17 protein-coding genes are annotated in these 16,881 nt (G+C 67.6%); 8 read left to right on the forward strand and 9 right to left on the reverse strand.

Translation table 11 applies throughout. The features are described from left to right. The 7 genes from dut to sdhC form a co-directional block, all read right to left on the reverse strand. Nucleotides 1-465: a dUTP diphosphatase gene (gene dut / locus H7841_03210; protein MEO5335891.1), complete on the reverse strand. Its 465-nt coding sequence runs from the start codon at nucleotides 463-465 to the stop codon at nucleotides 1-3. Next, entirely contained in the window at nucleotides 462-1,670 is a 1,209-nt protein-coding gene (gene coaBC, locus H7841_03215) for a bifunctional phosphopantothenoylcysteine decarboxylase/phosphopantothenate--cysteine ligase CoaBC (protein ID MEO5335892.1), read from the reverse strand. Before coaBC ends, dut begins: the two co-directional genes overlap by 4 nt. 120 nt (nucleotides 1,671-1,790) lie before the next feature. Then, the gene (gene cobO / locus H7841_03220) at nucleotides 1,791-2,396 is read right to left on the reverse strand and encodes a cob(I)yrinic acid a,c-diamide adenosyltransferase (GenBank protein ID MEO5335893.1); all 606 of its coding nucleotides are present in this window, start codon (nucleotides 2,394-2,396) and stop codon (nucleotides 1,791-1,793) included. Between the two features lie 32 nt (nucleotides 2,397-2,428). Continuing rightward, entirely contained in the window at nucleotides 2,429-3,208 is a 780-nt protein-coding gene (locus tag H7841_03225; protein ID MEO5335894.1) for a succinate dehydrogenase iron-sulfur subunit, read from the reverse strand. A gap of 14 nt (nucleotides 3,209-3,222) precedes the next feature. Further along, nucleotides 3,223-5,013: a succinate dehydrogenase flavoprotein subunit gene (gene sdhA, locus H7841_03230; GenBank protein ID MEO5335895.1), complete on the reverse strand. Its 1,791-nt coding sequence runs from the start codon at nucleotides 5,011-5,013 to the stop codon at nucleotides 3,223-3,225. 6 nt (nucleotides 5,014-5,019) lie between these two features. After that, a complete protein-coding gene (sdhD, locus tag H7841_03235; protein ID MEO5335896.1) occupies nucleotides 5,020-5,400 on the reverse strand; it encodes a succinate dehydrogenase, hydrophobic membrane anchor protein in 381 nt (126 codons plus the stop codon). Continuing rightward, nucleotides 5,397-5,795, reverse strand: coding sequence for a succinate dehydrogenase, cytochrome b556 subunit (gene sdhC / locus H7841_03240; GenBank protein MEO5335897.1), 399 nt, complete (start codon nucleotides 5,793-5,795; stop codon nucleotides 5,397-5,399). Before sdhC ends, sdhD begins: the two co-directional genes overlap by 4 nt. A gap of 792 nt (nucleotides 5,796-6,587) precedes the next feature. Between sdhC and H7841_03245 the strand changes: the two genes are divergently transcribed. The 3 genes from H7841_03245 to zapE all read left to right on the forward strand — a co-directional run bounded on the left by H7841_03245 (nucleotide 6,588) and on the right by zapE (nucleotide 9,923). Beyond that, nucleotides 6,588-7,310 carry a hypothetical protein gene (locus tag H7841_03245; GenBank protein ID MEO5335898.1) on the forward strand — a complete coding sequence of 241 codons (723 nt, stop codon included), beginning with the start codon at nucleotides 6,588-6,590 and terminating at the stop codon, nucleotides 7,308-7,310. Nucleotides 7,311-7,379: 69 nt separating this feature from the next. Next, a complete protein-coding gene (locus H7841_03250) occupies nucleotides 7,380-8,753 on the forward strand; it encodes a flagellar biosynthesis protein FlgA (GenBank protein MEO5335899.1) in 1,374 nt (457 codons plus the stop codon). A 45-nt stretch (nucleotides 8,754-8,798) separates the two neighbouring features. Then, nucleotides 8,799-9,923 carry a cell division protein ZapE gene (gene zapE, locus H7841_03255; protein ID MEO5335900.1) on the forward strand — a complete coding sequence of 375 codons (1,125 nt, stop codon included), beginning with the start codon at nucleotides 8,799-8,801 and terminating at the stop codon, nucleotides 9,921-9,923. Nucleotides 9,924-9,940: 17 nt separating this feature from the next. On the opposite strand, the gene H7841_03260 is transcribed toward zapE, so the two are convergent. After that, nucleotides 9,941-11,017 carry a hypothetical protein gene (locus tag H7841_03260; protein ID MEO5335901.1) on the reverse strand — a complete coding sequence of 359 codons (1,077 nt, stop codon included), beginning with the start codon at nucleotides 11,015-11,017 and terminating at the stop codon, nucleotides 9,941-9,943. Between the two features lie 24 nt (nucleotides 11,018-11,041). Here H7841_03260 and H7841_03265 point away from each other — a divergent pair, with 24 nt between their 5' ends. From H7841_03265 to H7841_03285, 5 genes are read left to right on the forward strand one after another with little or no spacing between them, the layout of a single operon-like run. Next, entirely contained in the window at nucleotides 11,042-12,697 is a 1,656-nt protein-coding gene (locus H7841_03265; GenBank protein ID MEO5335902.1) for an NAD+ synthase, read from the forward strand. Nucleotide 12,698: 1 nt separating this feature from the next. Then, complete coding sequence (gene gltX / locus H7841_03270; protein ID MEO5335903.1) at nucleotides 12,699-14,039, forward strand: glutamate--tRNA ligase; 1,341 nt, start codon at nucleotides 12,699-12,701, stop codon at nucleotides 14,037-14,039. Then, nucleotides 14,040-15,404 (forward strand): cysteine--tRNA ligase, encoded by a 1,365-nt coding sequence (gene cysS / locus H7841_03275; protein ID MEO5335904.1) that lies wholly within the window; start codon nucleotides 14,040-14,042, stop codon nucleotides 15,402-15,404. It abuts the gene before it with no gap. A 32-nt stretch (nucleotides 15,405-15,436) separates the two neighbouring features. Continuing rightward, complete coding sequence (locus tag H7841_03280; protein ID MEO5335905.1) at nucleotides 15,437-15,748, forward strand: nucleotidyltransferase domain-containing protein; 312 nt, start codon at nucleotides 15,437-15,439, stop codon at nucleotides 15,746-15,748. Next, nucleotides 15,745-16,137, forward strand: a complete 393-nt coding sequence (locus H7841_03285; protein MEO5335906.1) for a HEPN domain-containing protein — start codon at nucleotides 15,745-15,747, stop codon at nucleotides 16,135-16,137. Before H7841_03280 ends, H7841_03285 begins: the two co-directional genes overlap by 4 nt. Before the next feature lie 68 nt (nucleotides 16,138-16,205). Here the strand turns inward: H7841_03285 and rpsD are convergent, their stop codons facing one another. Beyond that, entirely contained in the window at nucleotides 16,206-16,820 is a 615-nt protein-coding gene (gene rpsD / locus H7841_03290) for a 30S ribosomal protein S4 (protein ID MEO5335907.1), read from the reverse strand. Nucleotides 16,821-16,881 lie beyond the last annotated feature (61 nt).

Consider the following 16,881-nt stretch of genomic DNA (forward strand, 5'->3'; position numbering starts at 1 on the left):
TCAATCTCCCGTTGTCTGCACTCCCGTGGAACCGAAACCTCCGGTCCCGCGTTCGGTTTCGGGCAGGGACTCGCTCTCCGCCCACTGAATGGATAAGACTGGCGCCACCACGAGCTGGGCGATGCGCATGCCGCGTTCGACGCGGAAGGGCACCTTGCCGTGGTTGACCAGGATGACTCCGATCTCGCCCCGGTAGTCGGCGTCGATGGTGCCGGGGCTGTTGAGCACCGCGACCCCGTGCTTGGCGGCCAAGCCCGAACGCGAGCGGACCTGGGCCTCGTAACCTTCGGGCAGGGCGATGGCGATGCCGGTGGGGATGACGGCGCGCACGCGCGGCTCCAGCAGGACCGCCTGGGGCACGGCGGCCAGCAGGTCGACCCCGGCGCTCAAGGGCGTCGCATGGGAAGGCAGCGGCAGGTCCTGCGCATGGGCAAGGCGGGTGACGGCGACGGACAGGGTCTTCACGACACGGCCTCCAGGGCATCGGCGATGCGTTCGGCCAACCGTTCCGCGACCTGTTCCTTGAGCTGGCGAGGCCAGTCCTCGCAGCCCTGGGCCGTCACCAGATGCACGGCATTCTCCGCTCCGCCGAAAGTGCCGGCGGCCGGGGAGACGTCGTTGGCGACGATCCAGTCGCAGCCCTTGGCGGCGCGCTTCGCGGCCGCGTTGGCAACCACGGATTCGGTCTCGGCGGCAAAGCCCACCACCAAGCGCGGCCGGCGGTTGCCGGCACCCGCCAGCATCGCCAGGATGTCGGGGTTGGCGACGAGCGACAGAGTGGGCGGAGCCTTGCCGGCCTGCTTTTTCAGCTTGCCCGGCGCCACTTCGGCGGCGCGCCAGTCGGCGACCGCGGCGGCGCAGACGGCCACGTCGGCGGGCAAGGCGGATTCGCAGGCAGCCAGCATCTCGCGGGCCGATTCCACATGGACTACGGCCACGCCGGCCGGATCGGGCAGGGCGGTCGGACCGGAAACCAGGACGGTGTCCGCCCCCAGGCGGGCAAGGGCGCCGGCGATGGCATGGCCCTGGCGGCCCGACGACCGGTTGCCGATGAAGCGCACGGGGTCCAGGGCCTCGAAGGTGGGGCCGCTGGTCACCAGGGCCCTGCGGCCCCTGAGCCGTCCGGCCCGGCGGAAGACATCGGCGACGGCCTCGGCGATCTCCGAAGGCTCGGCCATGCGGCCCTCGCCGGCTTCCCCGCAGGCGGTCTCCCCCGTGGCGGGGCCGATGCGGCGCACGCCCCGCCCTTCCAGAATCGCCCAGTTGGCGCGGGTGGCGGGATGGTCCCACATGGCGGGGTTCATGGCGGGGCAGACAAGAACGGGCGCCCGCGTGGCCAGCAAGACGGTCGAGGCCAGATCGTCGGCCAGCCCGGCGGCCATCTTGGCCAGCAGATTCGCGGTGGCGGGGGCGATCAGAACCAGATCGGCTTCCCGCGCCAAGCGGATGTGGCCCATTTCCTGTTCGTCCGTCAGGGAAAACAGGTCGCGGTAGACCTTTGCGCCGCTTACCGTGCCCAGGGCCAAGGGCGCCACGAACTCGGCTGCCGCGGCCGTCAAGACGCATGTCACCCGAGCCCCCCGCTCGCGCAGGCGCCGCACCAGGTCGGGAGCCTTATAGGCGGCGATCCCCCCTGAAACGATCAAAAGAATCTTATTGCCTTCGCACACGGGGCTTCTCGAATGTGATTTACGTACATGCACTGTGTTTAGGTAAAACACGGCGCACGCATGTACACAAGCCTTTTTTGCGTGACGATTAGGGGAAATTGATGTGGGGACGAAAATGCTCTAAAACTCGATCCCGGGCTGGGCCTTGATGCCCTCGCGGAAGGGGTGCTTGACCAGGGTCATTTCGGTGACGAGGTCTGCGGCGGCGATCAGTTCCTCCTTCGCGCCGCGTCCCGTCGCCACCACGTGGGTGGCCGCAGGCCGGGCGACGAGGACGGCCAGCACTTCGGCCAAGTCCAGGTAGCCGTAGCGTAGCGCGACGTTGATCTCGTCCAGGATCACCAGGCGGAAGGCGGGATCGGCGATCATCGCCGCGGCTTCCTCCCAGGCCCGCCGGGTGGCGGCGATATCGCGCTCCTTGTCCTGGGTTTCCCAGGTGAAGCCCTCGCCCAGCGCCCGGACCGCGACCTGATCGCCGAAAGCCGCCAAGGCCTTGCGTTCGGCCGAATCGCGGGCGCCTTTGATGAACTGCACGAGGCCTACCTTGAAGCCGTGGCCCAAGGCACGGAGCGCCATGCCGAGCGCCGCCGTGGTCTTGCCCTTGCCGGGCCCGGTATGGACGATCAGCAGACCCTTTTCCCGATCGATGCGGGCCATCAGGCGTTCGCGTGCCGCCTTCTTGCGGGCCATCTTCCGGCGATGGGGATCGGGGGCGCTTTCGGTCATGGCGCGACCATGCCCGGAAGCGAGCCCGCCGTCTACCTCTGGCGTCGCACCAGGGCCGACTTGATTTCGGCGATCGCCTTGCCTGGGTTGAGCCCCTTGGGACAGGTGTTGGTGCAGTTCATGATCGTATGGCAGCGATAAAGCCGGAACGGATCGTCCAGGTCGTCCAGGCGGTGGCCGGTCGCCTCGTCGCGGGAATCCGCGATCCAGCGGTAGGCCTGCAACAGGATGGCCGGCCCCAGGTAGCCGTTCTCGCCGTTCCACCAGTAGCTGGGGCAACTGGTCTGGCAGCAGAAGCAGAGGATGCATTCCCAGAGACCGTCCAGCATCGCCCGTTCGTCGGGCGTCTGCAGCCGCTCGCCGCCCGGCACCGGCGATTCCGCCTGCAGCCAGGGCTTGATGGACCGCAACTGGGCATAGGGAACCGACAGGTCGGGCACCAAGTCCTTGACGACCGGCATGTGGGGCAGCGGATAGATCTTCACGTCGCCCTCGATCTCGGCGATGGGCTTGGTGCAGGCCAGCGTGTTGGTGCCGTCGATGTTGAAGGCGCAGGACCCGCAGACCCCTTCGCGGCAGGACCGCCGGAAGGTGAGCGTGGGGTCGATCTCGTTCTTGATCTTGATAAGCGCGTCCAGAACCATCGGCCCGCAGGAATCGAGATCGATATGGAAGGTGTCCAGGCGCGGGTTATGGCCGCTGTCGGGATCGAAGCGGTAGATCAGGAACTTCCGGACCCGGCCACCGACCGGAATGGGATGCACCTTGCCCGGAATGATCCTGGAATTGGTGGGGAGCGTGAATTCGACCATGGTCCGGACTCTCCTCAGTAGACCCGCTTCTTGGGCGGGATGTACTGGACTTCGTCGGTCAGCGTGTAGGTATGGACCGGGCGGTAGCCGAGGCTGACCTTGCCGGCATCGTCGAACCAGGCGAGCGAGTGCTTCATCCAGTTCGCATCGTCACGATCGGGGAAGTCCTCGTGGGCATGCGCCCCGCGGCTTTCCTTGCGCGCCTCGGCCGAATGCAGGGTGGCGCGGGCGCAAAGCATCAGGTTCTCCAACTCCAACGCCTCCACCAGATCCGAGTTCCACACCAGTGTGCGGTCGGAAAGCCGGATGTCGGCCAGTTGGGCGTTGACCGCCTCGATGTTCTCCAGCCCCTCCTTGAGGGTCTGCGAGGTGCGGAAGACGGCGGCGTCGCGCTGCATGGTCCGCTGCATGGCCAGGCGGATCTGTGCCGTGGGCCGCGCCCCCTGGGCATGGCGCAGCCGGTCCAGGCGGCCCAGCGCCTTGTCCGCCGAATCCTTGGGCAGGGGCTTGTGGACGGCGCGCTTCTTGATGGTTTCCTCGCAGCGCAACGCGGCGGCGCGGCCGAAGACCACGATATCGAGCAGCGAGTTGGTGCCCAGCCGGTTGGCCCCGTGCACCGACACGCAGGCGCATTCGCCGATGGCCATCAGGCCCTCGCAGACCGCGTCCGGATCGGTGGCAGTGGGGCGCAGCACCTCGCCGTGGTAGTTGGTGGGAATGCCGCCCATGTTGTAGTGCACGGTCGGCAGCACCGGGATGGGCTCGCGGGTGGCATCCACGCCGGCGAAGATCTTGGCCGATTCCGTGATGCCCGGCAGACGCAGGTGCAAGAGGTCGGCGCCCAGGTGCTCCAGGTGCAGGTAGATGAAGTCGTTGTCCTTGCCGCAGCCCCGGCCCTCGCGGATTTCCACCGTCATGGCGCGGCTGACCACGTCGCGGCTGGCCAGGTCCTTGGCGCTGGGGGCGTAGCGTTCCATGAAGCGTTCGTCCGCCGAATTGGTCAGGTAGCCGCCCTCGCCGCGGGCGCCTTCGGTGACCAGGCAGCCGGAACCGTAGATGCCCGTGGGATGGAACTGCACGAACTCGTGATCCTGCAACGGCAGGCCGGCGCGGGCCGCCATGCCGTTGCCGTCGCCCGTGCAGGTGTGCGCCGAGGTGCAGGAGAAATAGGCCCGCCCGTAGCCGCCGGTCGCCAGGACCGTGCGATGGGCGGAAAAGCGGTGGATGGTGCCGTCGTCCAGGCACCAGGCGACGACGCCCCGGCAGGCGCCCTGGGCATCCACGATCAGGTCGAGCACGATGTATTCGACGAAGAATTCCACGTCGTGCTTCAGGCACTGCTGGTAGAGCGTGTGCAGGATGGCGTGGCCGGTCCGGTCGGCGGCGGCGCAGGCGCGCTGCACCGGCGCCTCGCCGAAGTTGCGCATGTGGCCGCCGAAGGGACGCTGGTAGATGCGGCCCTCGTCGGTACGCGAAAACGGCACGCCGAAGTGCTCCAACTCGTAGACCGCCGGGATGGCGTTGCGGCACATGTATTCGATGGCGTCCTGGTCGCCCAGCCAGTCCGACCCCTTGACGGTGTCGTACATGTGCCATTCCCAATGGTCTTCCGCCATGTTGCCGAGCGCCGCGCCGACGCCGCCCTGGGCGGCGACCGTATGGCTGCGGGTGGGAAAGACCTTGGTCAGGCAGGCGGTCTTGAGCCCCGAGGCGGTCATGCCCAGGGCGGCCCGCAGGCCGGCGCCGCCGGCGCCGATCACGATCACGTCGTACTGATGGTCCAGGATGCGATAGGCGGTCGTCATGGCCGATCAGACTCCGGCATAGAGGCGGAACACGGCCATCAGGCTGGAAATGCCCGCGACCCACATGATGAACTTCAACGCGATGGCCAGGACGGTGCGCGCCGGCTCCGCGTGGACGTAGTCCTCGAGGATGGCCCGCATGCCCTGCCAAGCGTGGGGATACATGGTGACGATCAGCAACACCATCATCAGCGCGTTGCCGTGGTGCCGGATCCAGACCTTGAAGGCGGCATGGTCCGCGCCCACCAGCGAGATCAGCGCGTAGACGAACCAGACGGTCAGCGGCACCAAGGCGATGCTGCGCAGGCGCTGGGTGCGCCAGTGCTGCACGCCTTCCTTGGCCGAGCCCAGGCCCTGGATGCGGTTGAGGGAGGGTTGCGTCTTCATTTGTGGCCTCCCGCGACCGCATAGGCGACGATCCAGGCCAGCAGGGTCAGCACCAGGGAAGCGGCCACCACCATGCCCCCGGTGGCCCGGAGCTGCTTCAACTCGAACCCCCAGCCGTAATCCCAGGCGATGTGCCGGACACCGTTGGACAGGTGGTAGAACAGGCAGAAGGTCCAGCCGAACAGGATCAACCGCCCGAACCAGGAAGCCAGGAAGACCTGGGTGCGGTTGAAGGCCTCGGGCCCATAGACCGCGGCGGCCAGCCAGTAGGTGAAGGCAAGGGCCCCGATCCAGAGAGCGGCGCCGGTCAGGCGATGCAGGATGGACAACACCGAAGTGATCTGCGGCCGGTAGATCTGCAGATGCGGCGACAGCGGCCGGTTGCGAGTGTTCATGCCGAGAGCCTTTCGACTGCCGGGCGGCTGGAGTGGCACGCCCTTTCTTCCCGTCGCTCCGGTTTAGACGGATGGTCGGCGCAAGTCAATCTTCGCGCCTGCGAAATCAAGTATCGATACATCTGTGTATTAGCATTTTCTAATCGATGGCCAGAGCGAATCCTTCAGCATTACTGAAACATCGTCAAATCGTCCCGGAACGGCCGCCAATGCTGTGGATAACTTCCCGCCGACGGGGTCGAATCGGGAGAAGTTATTCACAAGAAACTGCGATGCGGGACAATTCGGCGGTTGCCGCGCGGCACCGGCTTTCGTCATCATCGGGACGGAACGCGGAAGTGTCTTCGGGTGCGAGTTCTCAGGGACTCGTGCCCCGGCAGGCGGCCGGGAAAGCGTATCGCGACGGCGACGTCCCGAGAGGCGGCACCGGCCCCCGGCGGAAGATTCCGGACCCCGCAAGGATTCGGATCGTCCGTTCTTCGGGATCGGCGTCCGGCCGCCCGGGCATCGGGTGGGCGGGGCGCGGATCGGCAAGCCGCCGGATCGGGGCGTTTCTCTGCCCAGGGTTCCCCCGGGGGCGGCGACGGAGGCCAAGGCTATTTCGTGGGCGCGGAGCCCGGCCGGCTCCGACATGAGGCGCCAGGGCGGGATGGCAGCGTCCCGCAGCGCGGTTTCCGAGAAGCCGCGCGCCTGGCGCCTCGTTCCCCCCCTTCCCAGCAACCATCCGCCAGTAGCCTTCCGCCCCCGATTCTGGCATGATGGATGGACTAGAATCGGAATCAGGAGGTCAGAATGACCGATGCCGTATCCGGGAACCGTTCATCCGGTTCCGCCGTCCTGGCGGCCGCCGAGGCCCGTAAGCGCGGCAAGCAACCCGATCCGAAGCGTTTCGGGGCTGCCACCCTTCCCATCGTCGAAAAGATCGAAACCGGCATGATCGCCGCCCGTGAACAGGCGCGCGCCCTGGAAAAGGACCTGATCCGCCAGAAGGGCGCCTACGGACACAAGCAGTTGGGGGACATGGACAAACTGATGTCCACCTACCTGCTGCTGTCGGGAATGATGGCGGCGCGCGGCGACGCCAAGGGGGCCGCCCGCCTGGCCGCACAAGCGGAAAAGATGCTCGCCCGGGCCCCCGAGGCGGCGGCCAACGCCCGCAAGGCCCTGGACATCGATATGGCCGAAGCCGATCCCGGCGAACGAGCCCAGGCGCTGGACAAGCTGCGATCCCTGGTCAACGGCTTGTCGGCCAAGTTGCGGACCCTGGCGGCCCAGGTGGAACAGGCTTCCCGGCTACGGGGCGACGACGAGGACCGCAAGACCCTGGCCGAAGCCGCGAAACGCCTGAAGGAGACCGCCGAAAAGCTGGAAGAGGCGATCGAGGACAAGGACGAGGAAGAGGCTCCCGACAACGTGGCGAAATTGCTGGATACGAGGGCCGCCGAGCGGACCGACGCCGTTCTCGCCGCCCACGCCCCGGTCGCGGAACCCGCCATCGTCGCCACCGAAGTCTGATCCGCTCTGGCATCCGGCCCCGAAGCGCAGTAAGAATTCCCCTTCCGAAGGAAACCGGGGAAGGGACCGATGGCTCTCCATCGCATGCTGTTGAGGCGCGCCGCCGAAAGCCGGCCCATCCGCGTCGGCCTGATTGGGGCCGGCCAGTTGGGGGCGGCCTTCCTCGCCCAGGCCCTGCGCGCGCCGGGGCTCCACGTCATGGCGGTGGCCGACCGCTCGGTCGAGCAGGCCTGGTCGGGCTGCATGGCCGCCGGCTGGGAGGCGGAACGGTGCGCCGCCACCTCCTTCGCCAAGGCCCAGGCCCAAGGCTCCACCTTCCTGACCGACGACGCCGAAGCCCTGATCAACGCCGGCGGCATCGAATTGATCGTCGAAGCCACTGCCCAGGCGGCCGCGGGCATCCGCCATGCCCTGGCCGCCTTCCGGCGCGGTCGCCACGTGGTGATGGCGAATCTGCAGGCCGATGCCCTGGCCGGGCCTTTGCTTGCCCGGCGCGCCGGTCAGGCACGGACCGTCTACACCCTGGCCTACGGCGGCGTCCCCGCCAGCCTGGGCGAGATGGTCGACTGGGCGCGGGCTTGCGGCTTTCCCGTCGTCGCGGCGGGACGCGGCACCGCCTATTGGCCCGATCGCCGCAAGGTCGATCCGGCCACCGCCTGGAACGAACTGGGCCTGACCGCCGAGGAGGCCTCCACCCGCCACCTGAGCCTGTCCACCGCGGTCTCCGCCCTGGACGGCACTCAGGCCGCCCTCGAAATGGCCTGCTCCGCCAACGCCGTTGGCTTGGACGTGGCGCCGTCCGACCTGGCCTACCTGCCCTGCGCGATGGCGGATCTGCCGGTGCGACTGCTGCCCAAGGACGCGGGCGGCATGCTCGACGCCGCCGGACGGGTGGTTGCCGTTTCGGGCCGCGACGTGACGGGCCAGCTCCTGCCGGGCGGCCTGGGCGATGGCACCTTCCTGGTTCTCGAAGCCTCGTCCAAGGGGGCGGGAGCGGCCTTCTCCGGCTGCGGGCTGGCGGTGGCCCCCGACGGGCGGCATGCGGCGCTTTGGCGGCCTTGCCGTCTGCCCGGCGCCGAGATTGCCATCAGCGTTGCTTCGGCGGTGCTGCGCGGCGAGGCGACCGGCACTCCGGGCGAATTCCGTGCCGAGGTGACGACCTTCGCCAAGCGCGGCCTGGACGCCGGCGAAACCCTGGACGGAGAGGGTGGACGTTGCGTCTACGGCCGGGCGATGGCGGCCGGCGAGGCCCTGGCGCGCGGTTATCTGCCGTTGGGCTTGGCTGCCGGGGCGCGCCTGAAGACCCATATCGCGGTGGACCATCCCATCCGCTGGTTCGACGTGGACGTCGATCCTCAAGGCGACATCGCCGACATCCTGTCCTTCCGCCACGAGATGGAAAAACAGTTCGCCGGCCGGACCGCCAACACCGCCGCCGTCTGATTGCCCACCTTTACAGGTGGGAAAGCGCCCCTTAACCTTCTAGCCATGTCGGAAGGACCGCTTGCCGAATACCGGGCGAAGCTGGCGGCGGGGGAAATCTCGCCCGACCCGGCACAGGCCCTGGCGGTCGAGAAGCTGCAAAGCCTGCATCTGGCGCTCAAGGCCTACGAGCCGGCGGCGGGGCTGGCGGCCTGGAAGGCCCGCTTCGGCTTGGCCCGCCGCCGCGAGGCGCCGCCGCAGGGTCTCTACCTCTATGGCGGGGTCGGACGCGGCAAGTCCATGCTGATGGACGTGTTTTTCCGAGAAGCCCCCGTGGCCCGCAAGCGCCGGGTGCACTTCCACGCCTTCATGCAGCAGGTCCACGCCCGCCTGGGCGAATACCGCAAGTTCAAGGGACGCGAAGCGGGCGATCCCATCCCGCCCATCGCCCGGCGCCTGGCCGACGAGGCTTGGCTGCTCTGCTTCGACGAGTTGCAGGTGAACGACATCGCCGATGCCATGATATTGGGCCGGCTGTTCCAGCATCTGTTCGAGGCCGGGGTGGTGATGGTGACCACGTCCAACCGGCCGCCGCGCGACCTCTACAAGGACGGACTGCAGCGCGAACTGTTCCTGCCCTTCATCGGAATGATCGAGGAGCGGCTGGACCTGCTTCATCTGGACGGCGGCCGCGACTGGCGGGTGGACCGCCTCACCCACATGGACGTCTACCGGACGCCCCACGACCACGAGGCCGACCGGGCCCTGGGGCTCGCCTTCCAGCGCCTGACCAACGGGGCGGACGCGACGGCCGACAGCTTCATGGTGAACGGCCGCAAGGTGACCTTGCCCTTGGCCGCCGACGGGGTGGCGCTGGCCTCCTTTTCCGATCTCTGCGCCCAGCCCTTGGGCCCGGCCGACTACCTGGAGATCGCCCGGCGTTACCACACCCTGGTGCTGGCCGCGATTCCGCGGATGGGGCCCGAGATGCGCGACCAGGCCAAACGCTTCGTGACCCTGATCGACGCCCTGTACGAGGCCAAGGCCACCCTGATCTGTTCCGCCGCCGCCCCGCCGGAGGCCCTGTATCCGGCCGGTGACGGCAGCTTCGAATTCCACCGCACCGCATCCCGGCTGATGGAAATGCGGTCGGTGGAGTATGTGGGGAATGGACGTCAGGCGACTAACTGAAAGACACGGAATAGATTCTACAAGACGGCCTGGCTGCGGAATTCCGTGGCCGCCGCATCCAGCTTGCGGAACAGCTTGTAGAGCCGCGAGCAGGTTTCATGCCCGTGGCGTTGCGCCAGTTCTTGCGCCCCGGCGTCGGTGTTGAGGGTCGCCTTGAGGCCGCCCAGCAGCCCTTCCACCAAGGTAAAGAACGAGACCTCGGTCATCGTCCAGCGGGCGACGGGCGAATTCGCATCGCCCTCGTAGGGGCTCAGGTGGGTATTGACCAGATTGATCAGCCAATCGGCGCGCTTGCGCAGGTCCTCGAAATAGGGAGCGATGGCGACCTGGGCTTCCAGGACCAGCGCCTTGGTTTCCGGATCGTCGTAGACGTTCTGCCAGTCGAACTCGTCATTGCGGCCCGATTTATGGCGCGCCACGATCTTGCGGCAGCGCTCCTGGCACTGGTCCATGGCCTCGGGCCCCAGCATCATGCCGAGCGCCATGAAGAAGCCGGGAAGGATGCGCCGCGACAGGGCGTCCGGGTCGTTGATAAGCTTGGGGCCGTCGGCGAAGCTCCCGGCGAAGGTCTGGACGATCACCCGGTCGAAGGGATATTGCCGGGTCTGCTGCCAGGCCGCCCGTTCGCGCGCCTTGACGTAGTCCTCGAAGGATTTCTCGAAGACGGTCTGGAGCACCGCCGTCTTCTTCTCGAATTCCTGGGTCAGGCCCTGGATGTCGTCCACCGACAGCATGCCGCCCTTGCGCTTGGCCTCGGACACCAGCCGATCCAGCAGGGACGAGACCACGGTCTCGGCGATGGCGCGGCTCTGGGCCGCGGGGGACAGGGACTGGGCCGGCTTGGCCGCTGGCTTCGGCGTCGGAACCGGAACCGGCTTCGGTTCATCCTTCCCGCCCTTGCCGCCGTGGCCCTGGAAGGCGAACTTGCCGCCCTGGGTGGGCTGGTAGATTTCCGCGCGGTCGGGTTCCGCCGGCCTGATCTTGCCGGTCCAGACGACCTGACTCTCTCCGCCTCCACCCTTTGCCATGGTCAGAGAATAGTGATTCGCCGGGCCGCGTTCCACCGCTTTTCGCAAGCCCACGTTGACAGCCATCGGAGCCCTTTCTAGGCTGCCGACATGACCGACACCCTGGCGATCGCTTTGGCGCAGATGGACCCCACGGTCGGCGACGTGGCCGGCAACGCGCGACGCATCCTCGACATGCGGGCGGAGGCAGGCCGGCAAGGCGCCGATCTGGCCGTGTTCGGAGAGCTGGCGATCACCGGGTATCCTCCCGACGACCTGATCCTCAAGGGCGCCTTCCAGCGCGCGGTGGAGGCCCAGGTGGCCGAACTGGCCCAGGCCACCCGGGACGGCGGCCCGGCGCTGCTGATCGGTGCGCCCTGGCTGGCCGTCGATCACCTCTACAACGCCGCCCTGCTGCTGGATGGCGGCGACATCGCGGCGATTCGCTTCAAACACGAACTGCCCAACTACGGCGTCTTCGACGAGGTGCGCCTGTTCGCCCCCGGCCCGCTGCCCGAGCCCATCGCCTTTCGCGGCATGAACCTGGGCGTCATGATCTGCGAGGACATGTGGAAGCCGGCCGTCGTCGACCATCTGGGCGCGGCCGGGGCCGATCTGCTGGCGGTGCTCAACGGCTCGCCCTTCGAAGCCGGGAAGGGAGACACCCGCTTAGGCGTGGCACGCGAGCGCCAAGCCGCGGTGCCGCGCCCGCTCGTCTATGTCAACCTGGTGGGCGGGCAGGACGAACTGGTCTTCGACGGCGGCTCCTTCGCCCTTTCCGCCGACGGAACCCCGGTGGCCCGCCTGGATACCTGGACGGAAGAGGTGGCGCTCACCCGGTGGCGCCGCGAGGTCCGGGGCTGGACCTGCGTCGAGGCGCCGCTGGCTCCCGAGCCCGCCCCCTTGGAGAACATCTACCGGGCCGTGATGACCGGCCTGAAGGACTACGTGGGCAAGAACCGCTTCAAGGGCGTGCTGATCGGCCTGTCGGGCGGCATCGACAGCGCACTCGTCGCCGCCCTGGCGGTGGACGCCCTGGGGGCGGACAAGGTGCACTGCGTGATGATGCCGTCCCGCTACACGTCGCGGGAAAGCCTGGAAGACGCGGCGGAAGTCGCCCGCCTGCTGGGCATCCGGCTGGATACCATCGGCATCGAACCGGCGGTGGGGGCTTTCGGCGGCATGCTGGAAAGCATCTTCGCCGGCCAGGCCCCCGACACCACGGAAGAAAACATCCAGGCCCGCGCCCGGGGCCTCACCCTGATGGCGATTTCCAACAAGTTCGGGCTGATGGTGATCTCCACCGGCAACAAGTCGGAGATGTCGGTGGGCTACGCCACCCTTTACGGCGACATGTGCGGCGGCTTCGCGGCCCTGAAGGATCTGTACAAGACCACGGTCTTCGCCTTGTCGCGCTGGCGCAACGCCCACCGGCCGAAAGGCGCCCTGGGCCCCGGGGGGCCGGTCATGCCGGACCGGGTGATCGTCAAGCCGCCCACCGCCGAGTTGAAGGCCAACCAGACCGACCAGGACAGCCTGCCGCCCTACGACGTGCTGGACGACATCCTGGAATGCCTGATCGAGGACGAGATGTCCCAGGCCGAGATCGTGGGACGCGGCCACGATCCGGAAACCGTGCGCCGGGTCTGGCGCCTGGTGGATGGAGCCGAATACAAGCGCCGCCAAGCCCCGCCGGGAGTCAAGATCACCCGCCGTTCCTTCGGCCGCGACCGCCGTTACCCGATCACCAATGCTTTCCGGGGGTAGAATGTTCGTTACCGTCCGTTTCGCGCCCAGCCCTACCGGATTTTTGCATGTGGGCAATGCCCGGGTGGCGCTGGTCAACTGGCTGTTCGCCCGCCGCTCGGGCGGCCGCTTCCTGTTGCGCCTGGACGATACCGACACGGAGCGTTCGCGCCCGGAGTTCGCCGAGGCCATCCGCCGCGACCTGCGCTGGCTGGGCCTCGACTGGGATGCCGAGGAACGCCAGTCCGACCGCCTGGAGCGCTACCGGATCGCCACGGAAACCCTGAAGGCCCAGGGCCGCCTCTATCCCTGCTACGAGACGCCCCAGGAACTGGAATTCCGCCGCAAGCGGCAGTTGGCCCGCCACCAGCCGCCGGTCTACGACCGCGCCGCTCTCGGGCTGACCGAAGACCAGCGCCGCGCCTTGGAGGCGGAAGGCCGCCGGCCCCATTGGCGCTTCAGGCTGGACGACGCGGACATCGCCTGGACCGATCTGGTGCGCGGACCCGTCCATTTCCAGGGCGGCCACCTGAGCGACCCGGTGGTGATCCGCGAGGACGGTACTTTCCTCTACATGCTGCCCTCGGTCGTCGATGACGTCGACATGCGGGTCAGCCATGTGATCCGGGGCGAGGACCATGTGGCGAACACCGCCGTGCAGGTCCAGATGTTCGAAGCCCTGGGCACCCCGCCGCCCACCTTCGCCCATCTGCCCCTGATGACCGATATCGGTGGCGAGGGACTGTCCAAGCGCTTGGGCAGCCTGAGCCTGGCGGACCTGCGGGAGCAAGGCGTCGAGGCCCTGGCCCTGGCCAGCTATCTGGCCCACCTGGGGACCTCGGACGCCATCGAGCCGCAAACGACTCATGAAGCCCTGATCGCCGGCTTCGAACTGTCCCATTGCGGCCGCGCCTCGCCCAAGTTCGATGCCGAACAGCTCTGGCGGCTCAACGAAAAGCTCTTGCACGCCCTGCCTTTCACGACGGTCGCGCCCCGGCTGGCGGCCCTCGGGCTGGCGCCGGCGGAGGAAGTCTTCTGGGAGGCGGTGCGCCCCAACCTGCGCCGCCTGGCCGATGCCGCGCCATGGCACGGCGTCTGCTACGGCGAGGCGACTTTCGCCGTCCTGGACCAAGCCCCATTGAAAGAGGCCATCGCCCTGCTGCCGCCCGAACCCTGGAGTCAGGAGACTTGGAAGGCCTGGACCCAAGCGGTGAGCGCGGCCACGGGCCGCAAGGGCAAGGCCCTGTTCCTGCCGCTGCGCCAAGCCCTGACCGGGCAGGATCATGGACCGGAACTCAAGGCTCTGCTACCTGTCATCGGTCGCGACCGCGCGCTCGCGCGCCTGACCGCCTCGGGGGGATGAATGGACCTCTACCTGCATAACACGCTGACCCGCACCAAGGAAAAGTTCGAGCCCCTGGTCCCCGGCCGGGTCGGCATGTACGTCTGCGGACCCACGGTCTACGACTACGCCCATATCGGCAACGCCCGGCCGGTCGTCGTCTTCGACGTGCTGGCGCGCCTTTTGCGGCGGCTCTATCCCCAGGTCACCTACGTCCGCAACATCACCGACGTGGACGACAAGATCAACGCCGCCGCCCGCGCGTCGGGCGAGACCATCCGCGCCATCACCGAGCGCACCGCCCGGGCCTTCCATGAGGACATGGCCGCCCTGGGCGCCCTGCCCCCCGACGTGGAGCCGCGCGCCACCGAGCACGTCGCCCAGATGATCGCCCTGGTCCAATCCCTGCTGGCCGCCGGCCACGCCTACGAGGCGGACGGCCACGTGCTGTTCAGCGTCCCCTCGATGGCCGACTACGGCCGGCTGTCGGGTCGCAACCGCGACGAGATGATCGCCGGCGCCCGGGTCGAAGTGGCCCCCTACAAGCGCGATCCGGCCGACTTCGTGCTGTGGAAGCCGTCGGAAGACGGCATCCCCGGCTGGAACAGTCCCTGGGGCCGCGGCCGGCCGGGCTGGCACCTGGAATGTTCGGCCATGAGCGGCCAGTATCTGGGCGAGACCTTCGACATCCACGGCGGCGGCCAGGACCTGATCTTCCCCCACCACGAGAACGAGATCGCCCAATCCACCTGCGCCCATGACGGCGCGCCCTTCGTGCGCTACTGGATGCACAACGGTTTTTTGATGGTGGAAGGCGAGAAGATGTCCAAGTCGCTCGGCAACTTCTACACCGTCCACGACCTGTTGAAGGAATTCCCCGGCGAGGCCATCCGCCTGGTGCTGCTGCAAACCCACTACCGCCAGCCGCTGGACTTCACCAAGGACGGCATCCGCCAGGCCCGCCACATGCTGGACCGCTTCTACGGGGCCTTGCGCAACGCGCCCGCCGCGCCCACGCCGACGGCGCCGCCGGAACCGGTGCTGGCGGCGTTATCGGACGACCTCAACACGCCCCTGGCTCTCACCCATCTGCACGAGTTGCTAGGCGAGTTGAACCGCAACGGCGATGCGTCAGCCAAGGGCCGGCTGCTGGCGGCGGCCGGACTGCTGGGCTTGCTGGGCCAAGACCCGGAAGCTTGGCTGCGCTGGACGCCGGAAGGCGGGGGCGGCCTGGACGACGCGGCCGTCGAGGGACTCATCCAGGCCCGCAAGGATGCCCGCAAAGCCAAGAATTTCGCCGAGGCCGACCGTATCCGCCAGGAACTGGCCGGCCAAGGCATCCTCCTGGAAGACGGCCCCCAGGGTACCCTCTGGCGGCGGGGATAGCCGTCCGACCCACCGACTGGTAGACTGGAGCCATGCAACCGCCCGATCTGAGTTTGGTCAGGGAATTCAAGCGGCGGGCCGAGGCAGCCCTGCCCGGCCGAGTGGCGCGTGCCGTCCTGTTCGGCTCGCGGGCCCGCGGCGAAGCCGAAGCGGATTCCGACTGGGATGTGGCTGTGTTTTTGAAAGATGGCGCGACCATCGAAGACACCGGGCGCCTTGCCGATGCTGCCTACGACCTGATCGTGGAAAGCGGCGAGTTCATCCAGCCTATTGCCTTCGCCGAAGGACGGACGGAAGACCTCCAGATTTTGCGCACCATCCGCGACGAGGGCATCTTGTTGTGAGCAGAGAGACGGCCCTGCATATGGCGAAGGCCAGGGAATTTCTCCGCCAGGCGACAAGCTACGATGCCGGGACCATGCCCGAGGCCGCCATCCATCTGGCCTACTACGCCATGTTTCATGCGGCAGTCGCGGTTCTCCGTCGACTGGGCGGCAAGGCGCCTTCCAAACATGCCAGCGTGGTCGGGCAATTCGGGCGGATCGTCGCGGATATGGGAGAACCCGCCCGGAGTATCGGGAGAAGCTTCAATCGGGCCCTTGATGTACGTCTCGTTTCCGATTACGGGACCGAGCGCCAAGATCTCGTCGCCATGGCTCGGAGAATTCTTGCGGACGCCGAAAGGTTCGTCGTCTTTTGCGACACTTGGTTCGACGGTACGAAGCCGCGTTGATCCCCTCCGACGCGAAAGGCCCGGCGGGGTGCGCCGGGCCTTGGGGTCTCGAAGCCGGGAACCGGCAATCAGCGCGAATAGAATTCGACCACCTGGTGCGGTTCCATCTGCACCGGGTAGGGCACGTCGGCCAGCTTGGGAGTGCGGACGAAAGTCCCGCGCATCTTCTTGTGATCGACCTCGATGTAGTCGGGCACGTCGCGCTCGCCCGACTGGGAGGCCTCGAGGACCAGCGGCAGCTCGCGCGAGCGCTCGCGCAGCTCGATCGTGTCGCCTTCCTTGACCTGATAGGACGGAATGGTGACGCGCTTACCATTGACCTTGACGTGGCCGTGGTTGACGATCTGGCGGGCGGCGAACACGGTCGGCACGAACTTCATGCGGTAGACCACCGCGTCCAGGCGGCGCTCCAGGATGCCGATCAGGTTCTCCGAGGTGTCGCCCTTGCGGCGCACGGCCTCGGCGTAGTAGCGGCGGAACTGGCGCTCGCTGACGTTGCCGTAGTAGCCCTTCAGCTTCTGCTTGGCCAGCAGCTGGATGCCGAAATCGGACGGCTTCTTGCGGCGCTGGCCGTGCTGTCCGGGGCGGTTCTCGCGGGTGTTGACCGGGCTCTTGGGCCGGCCCCAGAGATTCTCGCCTAAGCGGCGGTTGATCTTGTATTTGGACTTCAGGCGCTTGGTCATCTCGTTTCTCTCTCTTTGTCTGCCTCGTTGGCATTTGTCCCGGTAGGCCGTCTCCCGAGGG

It is taken from the genome of Magnetospirillum sp. WYHS-4, assembly GCA_039908345.1.
In the GTDB taxonomy this organism is placed as follows: Bacteria; Pseudomonadota; Alphaproteobacteria; order Rhodospirillales; family GLO-3; genus JAMOBD01.

Bases quoted from the DNA above. Each gene is read 5' to 3' on its own strand.
- cobO (MEO5335893.1), bottom strand. From the start codon at position 2,396: ATGACCGAAAGCGCCCCCGATCCCCATCGCCGGAAGATGGCCCGCAAG.
- H7841_03225 (MEO5335894.1), bottom strand. From the start codon at position 3,208: ATGGTCGAATTCACGCTCCCCACCAATTCCAGGATCATTCCGGGCAAG.
- sdhA (MEO5335895.1), bottom strand. From the start codon at position 5,013: ATGACGACCGCCTATCGCATCCTGGACCATCAGTACGACGTGATCGTG.
- sdhD (MEO5335896.1), bottom strand. From the start codon at position 5,400: ATGAAGACGCAACCCTCCCTCAACCGCATCCAGGGCCTGGGCTCGGCC.
- sdhC (MEO5335897.1), bottom strand. From the start codon at position 5,795: ATGAACACTCGCAACCGGCCGCTGTCGCCGCATCTGCAGATCTACCGG.
- H7841_03245 (MEO5335898.1), top strand. From the start codon at position 6,588: ATGACCGATGCCGTATCCGGGAACCGTTCATCCGGTTCCGCCGTCCTG.
- H7841_03250 (MEO5335899.1), top strand. From the start codon at position 7,380: ATGGCTCTCCATCGCATGCTGTTGAGGCGCGCCGCCGAAAGCCGGCCC.
- zapE (MEO5335900.1), top strand. From the start codon at position 8,799: ATGTCGGAAGGACCGCTTGCCGAATACCGGGCGAAGCTGGCGGCGGGG.
- H7841_03260 (MEO5335901.1), bottom strand. From the start codon at position 11,017: ATGGCTGTCAACGTGGGCTTGCGAAAAGCGGTGGAACGCGGCCCGGCG.
- H7841_03265 (MEO5335902.1), top strand. From the start codon at position 11,042: ATGACCGACACCCTGGCGATCGCTTTGGCGCAGATGGACCCCACGGTC.
- gltX (MEO5335903.1), top strand. From the start codon at position 12,699: ATGTTCGTTACCGTCCGTTTCGCGCCCAGCCCTACCGGATTTTTGCAT.
- cysS (MEO5335904.1), top strand. From the start codon at position 14,040: ATGGACCTCTACCTGCATAACACGCTGACCCGCACCAAGGAAAAGTTC.
- H7841_03280 (MEO5335905.1), top strand. From the start codon at position 15,437: ATGCAACCGCCCGATCTGAGTTTGGTCAGGGAATTCAAGCGGCGGGCC.
- rpsD (MEO5335907.1), bottom strand. From the start codon at position 16,820: ATGACCAAGCGCCTGAAGTCCAAATACAAGATCAACCGCCGCTTAGGC.